Genomic DNA, 15,940 nt, shown 5'->3' on the forward strand with positions numbered 1-15,940 from the left:
TATTCCATTAATGTTATGACGATCACACAACTTACAGTTTTTTGTAGAGTTATCATTATGTGAAGGGTAGCGTATAACAAACCAAATGCATTTGACGTCATACGTACACCACCGGTTTTAACAGGTTGTCCGGCGAAGGTGGGTGATGTTTGAATGCGATAAAAACCATAAATTGTTATACCTTCACATGAGGTTGATAATGAAAAAGAACATACTCGCTGCTCTGATCCTCTCTACGCTCGCGGTGCAGGTCCACGCCACCACGCAGCTTAACGTCTGGGAAGACATCAAGAAGTCGTCCGGTATTAAAGATGCGGTCGCCGATTTTGAAAAACAGTACGACGTGAAGGTCAACGTCCAGGAAACACCTTACGCTCAGCAGCTGGAAAAGCTGCGTCTGGACGGCCCTGCAGGGATTGGCCCGGATGTGCTGGTCATCCCTAACGATCAGCTAGGCGGCGCCGTTGTGCAAGGGTTATTAACCCCCCTGAATCTGGAGGCTAAGCAGACCGAACAGTACACCCCGGCCTCCATCAACGCCTTCAAAATGGATAATGCCCTGTACGGTGTGCCAAAAGCGGTCGAAACGCTGGTGCTTATCTACAACAAAGATTTGATTGATAAGCCGCTGAACTCGCTCCAGGACTGGTATGACTTTTCTAAGCAGCAGCGCGCGAAAAACCAGTACGGGCTGCTCGCCAAATTTGACCAGATTTATTACAGCTGGGGGGCAATCTCCCCGATGGGCGGCTACATCTTTGGGCAAAACGACAAAGGCGGCTATAACGCCAGCGACGTAGGTCTGAACAAACCGGGCGCGGTAGAAGCCGTCACGTATCTGAAAAAATTCTATGCGGACGATGTCTTCCCGGCGGGGATCGTCGGCGATAACGGCCTGAACGCCATCGACTCCCTGTTCACCGAGAAAAAAGCGGCCGCCGTGATCAACGGCCCGTGGGCGTTCCAGCCGTATGAAGCGGCAGGGATCAACTACGGCGTGGCGCCTCTGCCTACGCTTCCGGACGGTAAGCCAATGAGCTCCTTCCTCGGGGTGAAAGGCTATGTGGTCTCGACCTGGAGCAAAGACAAAGCGCTGGCGCAGAAATTCATCGAATTCATCAATCAGCCTCAGTACGTGAAAACGCGCTACATCGCGACGCGTGAAATCCCGCCGCTGACGGCGATGATTGACGATCCGGTTATCAAGAATGACGAAAAAGCCAGCGCCGTAGCGGTGCAGGCCGCACGTGCCACCGCCATGCCGGGCATTCCTGAAATGGGTGAAGTCTGGGGGCCGGCCAACGCCGCGCTGGAGCTGAGCCTGACCGGTAAACAAGATCCAAAAGCTGCGCTGGATAGCGCGGAAAAACAGGTTCAGATGCAGATCGAAGCCATGCAGGCCAGCAACCAGTAATTTTCTGTTGTCGCAGAACGGGAGTACAGGCTCCCGTTCTTTTTGAAAGGAGTTGTCTGTGAGTATCATCCCGGAAAATTTTGCCAAACCGCGCGCTGCCGGGCGTCACGCCTGGACCGGCCTGCTGATGGCTGTCGTACCCGGCTTCGGTCAGTTCTATCATCGCCAGTGGCTGAAAGGGATTATCTTCCTGGTGCTGCTTGCCAGCTTTATCGGCGTATTTGCTGATTTTCTGCGTGAAGGGCTGTGGGGGCTGGTGACGCTGGGCGAAGAAGTGCCGCGTGACAACTCCATCTTCCTGCTGGCCGAAGGGATCATCAGCGTGTTAATCGCCGCGTTTGGCGTGATGGTCTGGTATCTGTCGATGCGTGATGCGTGGGTTAACGGCCGTAAACGCGATGAGGGCCTGCCGCTTAACAGCGTGCGCAAACAGTACCAGATGTTGCTGAGCGACGGCTTCCCGTATCTGATGATCACCCCGGGTTTTATCCTGCTGGTGTTTGTGGTGGTTTTCCCCATTCTGTTCGGCTTTGCCATCGCCTTTACCAACTACAACCTCTACCACACGCCGCCGGCGAAGCTGGTGGACTGGGTTGGCTTTAAGAACTTTATCAATATTTTCACGCTCTCCATCTGGCGCTCGACCTTCTTCGACGTACTCCAGTGGACGGTGGTCTGGACGCTGCTCGCCACCACGCTGCAATGCTCGGTGGGCGTGCTGTTGGCTATCCTGGTGAACCAGAAAGATCTGCGCTTTAAGCCGCTTATCCGCACCATCTTTATTCTGCCGTGGGCGGTGCCGGGCTTTGTCACCATTCTGGTATTTGCCGGGATGTTCAACGACTCCTTCGGGGTGATTAACAATGCGATTCTGGCCTTCTTTGGCATTGCGCCAAAAGCCTGGATGACCGACCCGTTCTGGACCAAAACGGCGCTGATTATGATGCAGACCTGGCTTGGCTTCCCGTTTGTGTTCGCCATGACCACCGGCGTGTTGCAGGCGATCCCTGAAGATCTGTATGAAGCGGCCACGATGGACGGCGCCAGCAGCGCGACCAAACTGCGCACCATTACGCTGCCGCTGGTACTGTACTCGATTGCGCCGATCCTTATCACGCAATACACCTTCAACTTCAATAACTTCAACATTATCTATCTGTTTAACAACGGCGGGCCGGCGGTTGTCGGGTCGAATGCGGGTGGGACCGACATTCTGGTGTCGTGGATCTACAAACTGACGATGTCCTCTTCGCAGTACGCGATAGCGGCGACCATCACCATCCTGCTGTCGATTTTCGTCGTCGGCCTGGCGCTGTGGCAGTTCCGCGCCACCAAATCTTTCAAAAATGACGACATGGCGTAAGGGACGTAACAATGGCTCAATCACCAAGTATTAAACGTGAGAAGTGGGTACGCCTCTCGCTCTCCTGGCTGGTTATCGTGCTGGTGTCGACGATCATCATTTATCCGCTGGTGTGGACGGTCGGGGCGTCATTCAACGCCGGTAACAGCCTGCTCAGCTCGTCGATTATTCCGGAGAACTTCTCGGTCCAGCATTACGCCGACCTGTTCAACGGCCAGGTGAACTACATGACCTGGTACTGGAACTCGATGAAAATCAGCTTCTTGACCATGGTGCTGACCTTAATCAGCGTCAGCTTTACGGCCTATGCGTTCTCGCGCTTTCGCTTTAAGGGGCGCCAGAACGGCCTGATGCTGTTCCTGCTGTTACAGATGATCCCGCAGTTTTCGGCGCTGATTGCCATCTTCGTGCTGTCGCAGTTGCTGGGGTTAATCAACAGCCATCTGGCGCTGGTGCTGATCTACGTCGGCGGCATGATCCCGATGAACACTTATCTGATGAAAGGCTATCTCGACGCCATTCCGAAAGATCTGGATGAATCCGCGCGCATGGACGGGGCCAGCAACTTCCGTATCTTCATCGAGATCATCATGCCGCTGTCCAAACCGATTGTGGCCGTGGTGGCGCTGTTTTCCTTCACCGGGCCGCTGGGGGATTTCATCCTCTCCAGCACCATTTTGCGCACCCCGGACAAATACACCTTACCCATCGGGCTTTATAACCTGGTGGCGCAAAAAATGGGTGCCAGTTACACCACCTACGCGGCAGGCGCGGTACTGATTGCAGTGCCGGTCGCGATCCTCTACCTGGCGTTGCAAAAATACTTCGTCTCTGGCCTGACCTCCGGGAGTACAAAAGGATAATCATGAAAAGACTCAAACCCGCCTTGCTTGCTGTTTGCCTCTCATGTGGCCTTGCCGCGAGTGCTTTTGCTGCGGATGCGGTGAAAACCCGTCCGTTTAACGCCATGCCTGCGGATTTTATTAAGGGCGCGGATATTTCGACCCTGCTGGAAGCAGAACAGCACGGCGCGAAGTTTTATAACCAGAACGGCCAGCAGCAGGATGCGATCGCTATCCTTAAAGCGAACGGCGTGAACTATGTGCGCCTGCGTTTGTGGGTTGACCCGCAGGATGCCGAAGGCAATACCTACGGCGGCGGCAGTAACAACCTGGAAAACACCATTACGCTTGCGAAGCGCGTGAAAGCGCAGGGCTTGAAGCTGCTGCTTGATTTCCATTACAGCGATTTCTGGACCGATCCGGGTAAGCAGTTCAAACCGAAAGCCTGGGAAAAGATGGATTACCCGCAGCTCAAAACGGCGATCCACGACTACACCCGCGACACCATTGCCCGCTTTAAGAAAGAGGGCGTGCTGCCGGACATGGTGCAGATTGGTAACGAAATTAACGGCGGAATGCTGTGGCCGGAAGGGAAAAGCTGGGGGCAGGGCGGCGGCGAGTTTGATCGCTTAGCCGGGTTACTCAACGCCGCCATTGGCGGGATGAAAGAGAACCTGACCGGTGGTGAGCAGGTGAAAATCATGCTGCACCTGGCGGAAGGGACCAAAAATGACACCTTCCGCTGGTGGTTTGATGAAATCACCAAACGTGACGTCCCGTTCGATATTATCGGCCTGTCGATGTACACCTACTGGAACGGCCCGCTCAGCGCGCTCAAAAGCAATATGGATGACATCAGCAAGCGCTATAACAAAGACGTGATCGTGGTGGAAGCGGCCTACGGCTATACGCTGGAAAATTGTGATAATGCCGAAAACAGCTTCCAGGCCAAAGAAGAGAAGGACGGCGGCTATCCGGGCACCGTTCAGGGCCAGTACGATTATATTCACGATTTAATGCAGTCCGTCATCGACGTGCCTGACCATCGCGGGAAAGGTATTTTCTATTGGGAGCCGACCTGGATTGCCGTTCCCGGTACCACCTGGGCGACCAAAACCGGCATGAAATATATCCATGATGAATGGAAAGAGGGAAATGCCCGCGAAAATCAGGCGTTATTTGATTGCAAAGGAAAAGTGCTGCCGTCAATAACGGTATTTAAATAGTTTTTAATCTTCATTCAGGATGTATTTATGATGAATAAATTTGCGCCTTTAAGTTCAAAGGTCGCTGCGTTATTGCATGGCGCCGACTATAACCCGGAGCAATGGGAGAATTACCCCGGGATTATTGAAAAAGATATCGCCATGATGAAGCAGGCGAAATGTAATGTCATGTCGGTCGGGATATTTAGCTGGGCGAAACTTGAACCGCGCGAGGGGGAATATGATTTCGCCTGGCTGGACAGTATTATTGAAAAACTTTATGCGGCAGGTATTCATATTTTCCTGGCGACGCCAACCGGCGCGCGCCCGGCATGGATGTCGCAAAAATACCCCGAAGTGCTGCGCGTGGGGCGCAACCGCGTACCCGCACTGCATGGCGGGCGTCATAACCACTGCATGACGTCTCCGGTGTACCGCGACAAGACGCTGAAAATCAACAGCCTGCTGGCGGAACGCTATTCGCAGCACCCGGCGGTGCTGGGCTGGCATATTTCGAATGAGTACGGTGGGGAATGCCACTGCAATCTGTGCCAGGAACGTTTCCGCGACTGGCTGAAGGCGCGCTATACAACCCTGGATGCCCTGAACCATGCGTGGTGGAGCACCTTCTGGAGCCATACCTACACCGACTGGTCACAGATTGAATCACCGTCGCCGCAGGGAGAGGTGTCGATCCACGGCCTGAACCTCGACTGGCGACGCTTTAACACTGCGCAGGTGACCGATTTCTGCCGCCATGAAGTGGCCCCGCTGAAAGCCGCGAACGCGGAACTGCCGGTGACGACCAACTTCATGGAGTATTTCTACGATTACGACTACTGGCAGCTGGCCGAAGCGATCGACTTTATCTCCTGGGACAGCTACCCGATGTGGCACAGGGAAAAAGACGAAACGCAGCTTGCCTGCTACACCGCCATGTATCACGACATGATGCGCAGCCTGAAGGGCGGCAAACCCTTTGTGCTGATGGAGTCCACGCCGAGCACCACCAACTGGCAGCCGACCAGCAAGCTGAAAAAACCGGGGATGCATATTCTCTCCTCGATGCAGGCGGTGGCCCACGGTGCAGATGCGGTGCAGTACTTCCAGTGGCGCAAGAGCCGCGGGTCGGTGGAGAAATTCCACGGGGCGATTATCGACCACGTGGGTCACCTTGATACCCGCGTCGGGCGGGAAGTGACGCGCCTTGGCGAAATGCTTGAACGCTTGCCGGATGTCGTGGGCTGCCGTACCGAAGCCCGGGTGGCGATTATCTTCGACCAGCAAAACCGCTGGGCGCTGGACGATGCCGAAGGGCCGCGCAACAAGGGGATGGAGTACGAAAAGACCGTTAACGAGCACTATCGTCCGTTCTGGGAGCAGGGCATCGCGGTGGACATCATTGACGCTGACTGCGATCTCAGCCCGTACGCACTGGTCATCGCGCCAATGCTCTACATGGTGCGTGAAGGCTTTGCCGAACGCGCAGAAGCGTTTGTCGCTGCGGGCGGGCATCTGGTGACGACCTACTGGAGCGGGGTGGTGGATGAAACGGACCTTTGCCATCTGGGCGGCTTCCCGGGGCCACTGCGTAAGCTGGTGGGAGTCTGGGCGGAGGAGATTGACTGCCTGGATGACGGCGAACGTAACCTGATCCAGGGGCTGGCGGGTAATGCGTCAGGGTTGCAGGGGCCGTATCAGGTTCGTCATCTGTGCGAGCTGATCCACGCTGAGTCCGCGCAGGTGCTGGCGACCTACCGCGACGACTTTTACGCCGGCCGGCCTGCCGTCACCGTGAACCGCTTTGGCAAAGGTAAAGCGTGGCACGTGGCCTCGCGCAACGATCTGCCGTTCCAGCGTGATTTCTTCGCCGCCATTATCAACGAGCTGGCGCTGCCGCGGGCCATCGAAGGCGATTTCCCGCCGGGTGTGGTCGCAACAGCGCGCACGGACGGTGAAACCACCTGGGTCTTTGTGCAGAACTTTACCGCCCAGCAGCAGCTCGTCACGCTGCCGCAGGGGTATACCGACTGCATGACAGACGCCGCCGCTGCGGGTGATACCGTGCTGCTGGCGTGGGACTGTCGGGTGCTCAGGCGTAAAGCGTAGTTGATTTTCTCCCTCTCCCTGTGGGAGAGGGGTGGGGTGAGGGCATCAGACTGCACCGCCCGGGCAAAAAAGCACAGAACGCCTGCTCCCCGAGCAGGCATTTTTTTATCTGCATAAAAGAGAGGCGTATTATGGACAGTCAAATTACTCAGCGTTTAATTCCTGCCTTTGGCGGCGACGATAATATCGAGCACATTGAAGCCTGTATTACCCGCCTGCGCGTCACGGTAAAAGATTTAAATAAGGTTAATTCAAAGGCGTTACAGGATGAGGGGGCGCTTGGCGTGATTATTATCGGTCAGCAGGTTCATGCGATATTTGGCAGGCAGTCTGATACCTTGCGTCAGTTATTAGAAAAGCACTTTAATCATTAAATATAAAAAAGGGATAGCCAAAATAATGGCTATCCCGAAACAGGAGAATAGACTGCCAGTTGTTGGAGATACAATAACGATTAACGCATTTTAAAAATTAATTACCACCAGGCTTCGACCTGCACGCCAAAGTTCCAGGTATTATTTGCAGTACCATCTTCGAAGGATTGCCCTTTCTCAGAGTCATTCAGGTAAGAAGCAAACACGCGCAGCTCAGGACGCGACATAAAGTCGGGACCATCGGCCAGGCCCAGGGCAATGGTGTACTTCTCGCCGCTCTGCTTGTATTTCGAGCCGTCGGTATAGGTATCTTCCTGGTAGAAGCCACCCACTTCGCCAATCAGACGGACATATTCCGTAAACTGATACTGGGCGCGGCCGACCAGCGAGACAAGGCGTGATTTGTCGGTGTACTGCGTGGTGTCATCCGCCGAGCCCCAGGTCAACACGTGGTTGAAGGAGAACTTGTCGGTGATCGGAATCAGGCCGGTATTGATCACGCGGTAGCCTGTCGCATCGTTCACGTAGTTCCACATGTCATACCAGCCGCCACCCTGAGACACCATGTTCTGCGCCAGGCCTTTGTTAGCGTACTGCAACACCAGCTTGTTATAGCCGCCAAACATATCCTGGCTGATCTCGCCGGTGACCATCACGCCGTTATCGGCTTCATACAGCCCGCCATACTCCTTCTGCTTGTTGGTCGGGTTTGGCATGGCGTAATCAATACCCACTTCGGTCCAGGCGCCTGCCCACGGTTTCCAGCCGGCATAGCGAAGGTCGATATAGTTAATATTCACGTCGTTGTCGCCATCTACGCGGTAGTCGACATCGTTGGCATCGCCACGGATCCAGGCTACAGAGACGGCGCCCGGGCCGAGGGTATAGTTCTCAATACCCGCACCGGAGCCGGAGATGTTCCAGTATTTGGTGTCGATAATGTGCAGGTCATGACGCTGGTAGTAACGCTTCCCGCCCCAGATGACCGCATTGGGATCGCCCGGGATCAGGCCTTTGATCTGGAGATTTAACTGACGCAGACCAAACTGTGCATCGTCACCAAAGGTGGTTTCGTTATCGTTTGAACCGTCAGAGACCATGCTCACCATGCTGTCGAGGTAGAAGCTGACGTCGTTCTTTTTGTACACCTCAGAACCCAGCTCCAGCTCGCCGTAGGTATCGGCTTCGTTACCCAGACGGCCAATTTTATTTTTTTGCCACTCCTCCATCCCACCATCCCGTGAGACGCCCACACCGGAGCGAAGATATCCATGAAAATCAATCGGTACAGAAGACGCTGCAAACAGCGAAGGAGACGCTAACGCGGCAGCCAACGCAACGGATACAGATCGGATCGTCGTGTTCATTGTTACCCTCTTATTGTTTTGTAATACGTTCACAAATCCGCAGTCATAAAATGCCTAAACCTGTTGTCTGGCAATTACACGATCGTGAATGTGTGATTAAGTGCAAATAAAATAGACAATTTTGTTACGATTAATGAGATGCGCCATGAAATGTGGCATTGTGAGCGTCATACTTTTTGATGGTGTTAGGCACATGAAAAGATAGCAGGGTGCGTTTTTTTACATCGCCCCTGTTACAATCAGCGCATAACAACATAAGGAACCGGACCATGAAGTCGAAAAGCGCGACGTTAGAGGATGTGGCACGCCATGCGGGCGTCTCCTATCAGACCGTGTCCAGGGTACTGAATAAATCTGCCAATGTATCCGAAGCCACGCGTCACAAGGTGGAGAAATCCATAGAGTTATTGCGGTATGTTCCAAACCGACTGGCCCAGCAGCTGGTGGGTAAGCAGACCCAGACGGTCGGGCTGGTGACCATTTCGCTGGCCTTACACGCCCCTTCACAGGTGGCGGCAGCGGTCAAACGCTACGCCAATATGGAAGGATACCAGGTGCTGATCTCAATGATTGATGAGAACGTCAACCATAGCATCCAGGATTCCATTAACGAGCTGAAGTCTCAGCTGGTCAGCAAAGTGATCGTCAACGTCCCGCTGGAGGCCGAACAGGCGCAGAAAATCGCGACTGACAATGACGATATTGTCTGTCTGTTTCTCGATGTGGACCCGTACAGTTCCGTGTTTAACGTTTCGTTTAACCCGGCAGATGGCACACGCGCCAGCGTCAAATATCTCTACGAACTGGGCCATCGGGAGATTGCCCTGCTGGCCGGGCCCGAGTCATCTGTGTCGGCACAGCTGAGGCTGAAAAGCTGGATCGAAACGCTGAAAGGCTATGGTCTGGAGCCGGCAACGGTCATTCGCGGTAACTGGGATGCGCAAAGCGGCTATTCCGGTGCCCTGCAAATGCTGCGTGAAACGGCACAATTTTCTGCCGTGCTGGTCGCCAACGACCAGATGGCGCTCGGCGTATTGAGCGCTTTCCATCAGCAGCAAATTTCCATTCCGGCGGAGAAGTCGGTGATTGGCTACGATGGCACCTACGAAAGCTCGTTCTTCTACCCGGCGTTAACCACGGTATCGCTCGATCTGGATTTGCAGGGCAAAGAGGCCGTGCGCCGCATTCTGGACAGCGGCGACGACAATGCGCTGCGCATGTCGTCGATTCTGCCTGCCCGGCTGGTGGTGCGTCAGTCTACCGGGCAGAAAGGGGAGAAGGGGAAGAACCTGCAAGCGCTGGCTCAGCAGCTGCGCGAGATAGCGCATCAGCTGGGTGATATGTAACGGTGTGGGCACCTCAGCCAGAGGTGCCCATCGCATCAGGACAGCCCCAGCGTGTACTGGGCAATTTTGAAGTAAATAATCAGCCCGGTGCCGTCGATAAGCGTGGCGATAAACGGGGCCGACACCACGGCAGGATCGATGCCGCAGCGCTTGAGCACCATCGGGATCACGGACGAGACAATTGCACTCCACAGCGTAATGCAGACCAGCGTCAGGCTGACGATAAGGGTGATTTCCATACCGATGCCCATCATCCAGGCGCGAACGCATCCCGCCAGCCCCAGAGTGACCGCAATCATTAACGAGGTGGTCATCTCTTTTCGCAGCACCCGCCCGACGTCACGTAAATGCACTTCGCCCAGCGCCATCGCACGCACCAGCGTGGAGGTGATCTGCGTGCCGCTGTTGCCGCCGGTACCAATCAGCAGAGGAATAAAGAACGCCAGGGCGATGGCGGATTCCAGCGCCTCTTCAAAATGCTGGATAACCGAGCTGGTGTAGGCTTCGGCGATAAACAGCAGCAACAGCCAGACGGCGCGTTTTTTCCACAGGCTAAATGGACTGGTTTCCAGATAGGGTTTTTCCAGCGGCAGCGTGGCGCCCTGGCGCTGAGCATCTTCGGTAACGTCGTCTTCCAGCAGATGCGCGATTTCACGCTCGGTGAGGCACCCGACCAGTTTGCCGTGCGTGACCACCGGAACCACATCCGCTCCGCCGTGAGCCAGCAGCCCGGCAACGGCAGAACGCTCATCTTCCGGTTTTAGCTGAATAAATTCCGCTATCATCAGCGCCCGGACCGGTTGCACCGTATCGACGGCCTGCAATAATTTGCGCACGGCAATCATGCCCGCCAGACGCCCCTGATCTTCGATAAAAATATGCGACGGAATATCATCGTCGTTTAATTTTTCGAAAAACTGTTCACGTGCCAGCGCCACGCATAATGAAATATCGAGAACGATAAAATCGGTATTCATATATTGCGCGACTGCGCTTTCAGTGAATGCCAGATTATTGTTGTGAATGGAGTAAGACATAGTAAATTCCCTTTGAAGAATAAAATCTCTCAGGGGCGAGCAAGACAGGGCATGTCGAAGAGGAGATCCCCACGTCCTGGGTTCAGCACTGTACACCGTATCCCGTAAGGGAAGTTATACTGACAAAGCCTTGATTCGACAGTGCCTGTTTTACCCTGTGCCGGTTCTCTCGAACCCACCAGAGCGATAACGTGTATTTGTACAGGAGCCTCGCCATAACGAGATCGTTGTAAACGAGAGGGATAATACGCTTATTTTTCCAGGCTGCTGGAGAATCTAAATAATGTTTATGAAATGTTTAGACCCGTATTTTATCAGCAGCGTTGAAGTATTATTTAAGGTCAGTCCTTTTAAATAGATAAAACAATAATCAGGCGGGGATAAAATATGGAGTGGTTAAACAATTTACTCAGCCACTTTGCCGTTCATCCCGCGCATCTGTTTGCCTTGCTTTTTGTGATGGCGCTGAGCAAATCGACGGTGCTTGTCTCGTCGGTACTGCCGCCCGCATCGGTGATGCTGATTGCGGGTATTAGCGTCAGCCAGTCGGCGCTGCATCCGGGCCTGACATGGCTCGCGGTGGTGATGGGCGCAGCGCTGGGGTCAGTGGTGAATTACCATATTGGTCAGCTGATGGGGCAGTCGCGGCTGGTCACGCGTTTTACGACCAAACATGCGGATAAATTTTTGCGCGTGCAGCACCAGCTGCAAAAAAATGGCGTGGTTGTGCTGTTCACCGCCCGCTTCCTGGCGGTATTGCGTTACATCGTGCCGCTGGCGGCGGGGACGCTGCGGGTAAGCGCCGTGAAGGTTTACGTCGTTAGCCTGCTTTCTGCCGCGGTGTGGGCGGCGCTGTATGTCGGTGCCGTGACCGGCATCAGCGCCTTCTGAATTACAGACTCCCTGTTCCGCCATCCACCAGCAGTTCCGTGCCGACGGTATAGCCCGATTCATCCGACGCCAGATACAGCGCGGCTTTTGCCAGCTCCGTTGGTGTGCCCATGCGCCCCAGCGGCACCAGATTTGCGATATCACCCTGCAAGGCTTTTTGTGCCTCTTCGCTTAACCCCAGTTTATGCAATGCCGGGGTTTCAACCGGGCCGGGGCTCAGGCCGTTAACACGAACTCCGCGCGGTAAAAGCTCTGCTGACAGGGTACGCGCCAGAGAGAGCAAACCGGCTTTGCTTGCCGCATACACGCTGCTGGTGGGCAGGCCGATACGGGCGCTGACCGAACCGCATAAGATCACCGACGAGGGGTTATTCAGCAGCGGCAGCAACGCCTGAATCAAAAAGAACGGGCCTTTAAGGTTGATGCGCATCAGCCGGTCCCAGGCCTCTTCCTGCCACTCTTCCAGCAGACCGTGAGTGACATCTCCGGCGTTGATAAACACCGCGTCCAGCCGTGGCCAGCGGGATGTGAGCGTCTCCGCCAGTGCTTTCTGTACCGCGATATCACCGGCATCGGCAGGAATAACCCATGCGCTATCCCCAAGGATGCGCCGGGCTTCGGCCAGGGTTTCCGGGTTGCGCCCGGTGACGGCCACCTGCGCCCCTTCGGCAATAAATTCCTGTGCGGTCGCCAGCCCAATGCCGCTGGTTCCGCCCGTAATCAAGGTGTATTTACCTGCTAAACGTCCCATGAATGCCTCCTGAATTCGCTCTGGAGAAAGCACTATAGAAACGTTAGTATCGAAAGGAAACCAGGTACCATTTGGATACTAAAGAGGCAAGAGGTGTGCTATGGCGGAAATACTCACTGAACCCGGCGAAAAAAAATCTGCGGTCCACGCCTGCCCGATGACGCGGTTTGTGAATCTGATTGCGGGCAAATGGGCGATCCCAATCCTTTACCGGCTGATTGTGCTTAACACTCCGGTGCGCTTTGGCGATCTGCTGCGTGCCGCGGCGCCCATTACGCAAAAAGAGCTGACCAAACAGCTGCGTTTGTTCGAACAGCGCGGGCTGGTGTCGCGCACCGTCTACCCTGAAATCCCGCCGCGCGTGGAGTATCAGATAACCGAACTGGGGCTGACGCTTCAGGACGCGCTTTCCCCGCTGGCCGCCTGGATGAACGAGTATGGCGACCAGCTGGAGCGCTAAATCAGTGGCTTAAATAGCGTGGGGCCGGTTCACCGGTACGCGCGCTGGCAAACAGCTCCAGACGTGCGGCCTCGAAGCGTTCCCATAACCGGATATCGTGCATCGGCGGGATGGTGATCAGCTCGCCCTGATCCAGCCCGGCAAGCGCGGCATCCACCAGGTTGTCGGTGGTCATGACCGAGCCTTCTGGCAGGTCGGTAATGGCGACGCCGGACAGATCCCAAATCTCTGTTGCCGTGGCGGCAGGCAATACCGCCTGAATACGCACGCCACTTTCGGCAAACTCTTCCTGCAACCCGCGGGTGAAATTGAACACCCAGGCTTTGGTGGCGCTGTAAAGTGCGCTGCCGGCGCGGGCGTGAAGGGAAAGCACAGAGGCAATGTTGATCACCGTACCGCTGTTGTTCTGCGCCAGACGCGGAAGGATGGCGTAGGTTAAGCGCATCAGCGCGGTGGTATTCAGGGTGTTGATGGCCTGATGCTGCGCAACATCGCCGGATAAAAAGGGTGCCATCTGCGCCGTTCCGGCATTGTTCACCAGCGTATCAATGCGGGTGTCGTTTCTCAGTGTCTCTTCAACCGCGCGAATGCCGTTTTCATCGCTCAGATCGGCGGTCAGGATCTGCACATCGACCCCGTAGCGGCCGGAAAGGTCTGCCGCCAGCGCCTGAAGACGGGCTTCACGACGGGCCACCAGCACCAGGTTGTAGCCGCGTGCCGCAAGACGATCGGCATAAACGGCACCGATCCCCGAAGAAGCTCCCGTGATTAAAGCGGTTGAATGTTGCGTAGTCATGGCGTGTTACCTCAAAGCGATAGGGTTAATTGGTTGCATGTTGAAACTGAATTCACTGTGAGATATTTGGTTTTATAATGCAACCACTTTGCGCGATATTTTTTATTCCTGCTGACAGGGAGAGGGTTAATCAGGGTTTAACTCACTGACATTACGGGAGTTTAAGCTCGATATCTTCTGGCGACAGTTCACGGCCATCGTTGGCAACCAGCGCCAGTTTGCGCAGCGGCTGTTGGTTTTTGACATCGACCAGCACGCTGCCTGGCTGGTTCTGGCTGAACAGGAATTCATTCCCCCATTGCGAGAGCGCAACCAGCACCGTTTGCAGGGCGCGCCCTTTGTCGGTAAGCACATATTCCTGCCAGGCGCTGCCGTCAGAGGCGGGCTGGAGCGTCAGAATGCCTTCCTCGACCAGCAGTTTGAGGCGCGCGGTCAGCATGTTTTTGGCGATCCCGAGGCTTTTCTGAAACTCGCCGAAGCGTTTCACGCCGCGCAGCGCATCGCGGACAATCAGTAACGACCACCAGTCGCCGATGATGTCCAGCGAACGGGCGACAGGGCAGGTGCTCTCTTCAAGGCGGGTACGTTTCACAGCGGCTCCTCCGGGGTAGTATGGTTTTATTATAAAACTAATCTGCGTCATGGGTAAGGGCGTTATTCATCAGTTTGAGAAATGCTTCCCGGAAAAATGTCATAAATCTGTCACACTTAAGCGACATTAAAACCGAGTGAGGATTTAGGGATGAGAAAAGCACTACTCGCTGTTGCAGTGGCAGGGACCCTTTCCGTGACCTTTGGCGCCCAGGCGCAGGACGCGCCGGAAGGATATCAGTTAGAGCAAGTTTTAATCATGAGCCGCCACAATCTGCGCGCGCCGCTGGCCAATAACGGCAGCGTACTGGAACAATCCACGCCGAATAAATGGCCGGAATGGGATGTGCCCGGCGGGCAGCTCACCACTAAAGGCGGTGTTCTTGAAGTGTATATGGGGCACTATATGCGCGAATGGCTGGCCGGGCAGGGGCTGGTTACCACCGGGGAATGCCCGCCAGCAAACACCGTTTATGCCTACGCCAATAGCCTGCAACGCACCGTGGCGACCGCGCAATTCTTTATCACAGGGGCTTTCCCGGGGTGTGACGTGCCGGTACATCACCAGCCGGAAATGGGAAAGATGGATCCCACCTTTAATCCGGTTATCACCAACAACTCGCCGGAATTCCGCGATAAAGCGCTGAGTGCAATGGCGTCGGAACGGCAGAAAATGCAGCTTGATGAAAGCTACAAACTGCTGGAACAGATGACGAACTACGCCGAATCGCCATCCTGTAAAGAGAAAAAGGTCTGCTCGCTGACCGAAGCCAAAGACACCTTCAGTGCCGATTACGAAAAAGAGCCGGGCGTATCCGGGCCGCTGAAGGTGGGGAACTCTCTGGTGGATGCGTTCACCTTGCAGTACTACGAAGGTTTCCCGGCCGATCAGGTGGCGTGGGGCGAGATCAAAACCGATCAGCAGTGGCGGGTGCTGTCGAAGCTGAAAAATGGCTATCAGGATTCGTTATTCACTTCGGGTGAGGTGGCGCGCAATGTGGCGAAACCACTGGTGAAATACATCGATAACGCCCTGGTGACCGAGCAGGGGAAAGCCGCAAAATTAACGCTGCTGGTGGGACACGATTCCAACATCGCCTCGCTGCTGACGGCGCTCGACTTCAAACCTTATCAGCTGCATGACCAGTACGAACGCACCCCGATCGGCGGCAAAATTGTCTTCCAGCGCTGGCATGACAAGAACGCCAACCGGGAGCTGATGAAAATCGAATACGTTTATCAAAGCACTACGCAGCTGCGTAACGCCGAAGTGCTGTCGCTGAAATCACCCGCGCAGCGTGTCACGCTGGAGCTTTCAGGGTGTCCGGTGGATGATAACGGGTTCTGCCCGGTAGAGAAGTTTAATACAGTGTTAAACAACGCGGCGAAATAAG

Annotated in this window: 15 protein-coding genes and 1 riboswitch; of the genes, 10 read left to right on the forward strand and 5 right to left on the reverse strand. The window is 55.0% G+C overall.

Annotation, left to right across the window (positions count from 1 at the left end):
• Window positions 1-199: 199 nt before the first annotated feature.
• From N1249_RS07865 to N1249_RS07890, 6 genes are all read left to right on the forward strand, one after another.
• Window positions 200-1,414, forward strand: coding sequence for an extracellular solute-binding protein (locus N1249_RS07865; protein WP_014069677.1), 1,215 nt, complete (start codon window positions 200-202; stop codon window positions 1,412-1,414).
• Between the two features lie 58 nt (window positions 1,415-1,472).
• Window positions 1,473-2,777, forward strand: a complete 1,305-nt coding sequence (locus N1249_RS07870) for a sugar ABC transporter permease (RefSeq protein WP_311202544.1) — start codon at window positions 1,473-1,475, stop codon at window positions 2,775-2,777.
• An 11-nt stretch (window positions 2,778-2,788) separates the two neighbouring features.
• The gene (locus N1249_RS07875; protein WP_014069679.1) at window positions 2,789-3,640 is read left to right on the forward strand and encodes a sugar ABC transporter permease; all 852 of its coding nucleotides are present in this window, start codon (window positions 2,789-2,791) and stop codon (window positions 3,638-3,640) included.
• A gap of 2 nt (window positions 3,641-3,642) precedes the next feature.
• Window positions 3,643-4,845 (forward strand): arabinogalactan endo-beta-1,4-galactanase, encoded by a 1,203-nt coding sequence (locus N1249_RS07880; protein WP_259836478.1) that lies wholly within the window; start codon window positions 3,643-3,645, stop codon window positions 4,843-4,845.
• A gap of 30 nt (window positions 4,846-4,875) precedes the next feature.
• Entirely contained in the window at window positions 4,876-6,933 is a 2,058-nt protein-coding gene (locus N1249_RS07885) for a beta-galactosidase (protein WP_259838038.1), read from the forward strand.
• A 131-nt stretch (window positions 6,934-7,064) separates the two neighbouring features.
• Window positions 7,065-7,307 (forward strand): glucose PTS transporter subunit EIIB, encoded by a 243-nt coding sequence (locus N1249_RS07890; protein WP_259836480.1) that lies wholly within the window; start codon window positions 7,065-7,067, stop codon window positions 7,305-7,307.
• Between the two features lie 101 nt (window positions 7,308-7,408).
• Here N1249_RS07890 and N1249_RS07895 read toward each other — a convergent pair whose 3' ends face one another.
• The gene (locus N1249_RS07895; protein ID WP_014069683.1) at window positions 7,409-8,674 is read right to left on the reverse strand and encodes a maltoporin; all 1,266 of its coding nucleotides are present in this window, start codon (window positions 8,672-8,674) and stop codon (window positions 7,409-7,411) included.
• 269 nt (window positions 8,675-8,943) lie between these two features.
• Between N1249_RS07895 and N1249_RS07900 the strand changes: the two genes are divergently transcribed.
• Window positions 8,944-10,020 carry a LacI family DNA-binding transcriptional regulator gene (locus tag N1249_RS07900; protein ID WP_259836483.1) on the forward strand — a complete coding sequence of 359 codons (1,077 nt, stop codon included), beginning with the start codon at window positions 8,944-8,946 and terminating at the stop codon, window positions 10,018-10,020.
• A 35-nt stretch (window positions 10,021-10,055) separates the two neighbouring features.
• On the opposite strand, the gene N1249_RS07905 is transcribed toward N1249_RS07900, so the two are convergent.
• Window positions 10,056-11,057: a magnesium transporter gene (locus N1249_RS07905; RefSeq protein ID WP_259836486.1), complete on the reverse strand. Its 1,002-nt coding sequence runs from the start codon at window positions 11,055-11,057 to the stop codon at window positions 10,056-10,058.
• Window positions 11,058-11,117: 60 nt separating this feature from the next.
• A riboswitch (M-box (ykoK) riboswitch) is annotated at window positions 11,118-11,287 on the reverse strand.
• A gap of 157 nt (window positions 11,288-11,444) precedes the next feature.
• Between N1249_RS07905 and N1249_RS07910 the strand changes: the two genes are divergently transcribed.
• Window positions 11,445-11,948, forward strand: coding sequence for a DedA family protein (locus N1249_RS07910; protein WP_259836489.1), 504 nt, complete (start codon window positions 11,445-11,447; stop codon window positions 11,946-11,948).
• A 1-nt stretch (window position 11,949) separates the two neighbouring features.
• Here N1249_RS07910 and N1249_RS07915 read toward each other — a convergent pair whose 3' ends face one another.
• Complete coding sequence (locus tag N1249_RS07915) at window positions 11,950-12,699, reverse strand: SDR family oxidoreductase (RefSeq protein ID WP_259836492.1); 750 nt, start codon at window positions 12,697-12,699, stop codon at window positions 11,950-11,952.
• Window positions 12,700-12,799: 100 nt separating this feature from the next.
• Here N1249_RS07915 and N1249_RS07920 point away from each other — a divergent pair, with 100 nt between their 5' ends.
• Window positions 12,800-13,159, forward strand: coding sequence for a helix-turn-helix domain-containing protein (locus tag N1249_RS07920; RefSeq protein ID WP_259836495.1), 360 nt, complete (start codon window positions 12,800-12,802; stop codon window positions 13,157-13,159).
• A 1-nt stretch (window position 13,160) separates the two neighbouring features.
• Here N1249_RS07920 and N1249_RS07925 read toward each other — a convergent pair whose 3' ends face one another.
• Entirely contained in the window at window positions 13,161-13,955 is a 795-nt protein-coding gene (locus N1249_RS07925; RefSeq protein ID WP_259836497.1) for an SDR family oxidoreductase, read from the reverse strand.
• 151 nt (window positions 13,956-14,106) lie between these two features.
• Complete coding sequence (locus N1249_RS07930; RefSeq protein ID WP_259836500.1) at window positions 14,107-14,547, reverse strand: helix-turn-helix domain-containing protein; 441 nt, start codon at window positions 14,545-14,547, stop codon at window positions 14,107-14,109.
• A gap of 150 nt (window positions 14,548-14,697) precedes the next feature.
• Here N1249_RS07930 and agp point away from each other — a divergent pair, with 150 nt between their 5' ends.
• Window positions 14,698-15,939, forward strand: coding sequence for a bifunctional glucose-1-phosphatase/inositol phosphatase (gene agp, locus N1249_RS07935; protein ID WP_259836503.1), 1,242 nt, complete (start codon window positions 14,698-14,700; stop codon window positions 15,937-15,939).
• Window position 15,940: the final 1 nt, after the last annotated feature.

The organism is Enterobacter sp. CP102, from assembly GCF_025152625.1.
In the GTDB taxonomy this organism is placed as follows: domain Bacteria; phylum Pseudomonadota; class Gammaproteobacteria; order Enterobacterales; family Enterobacteriaceae; genus Enterobacter; species Enterobacter soli.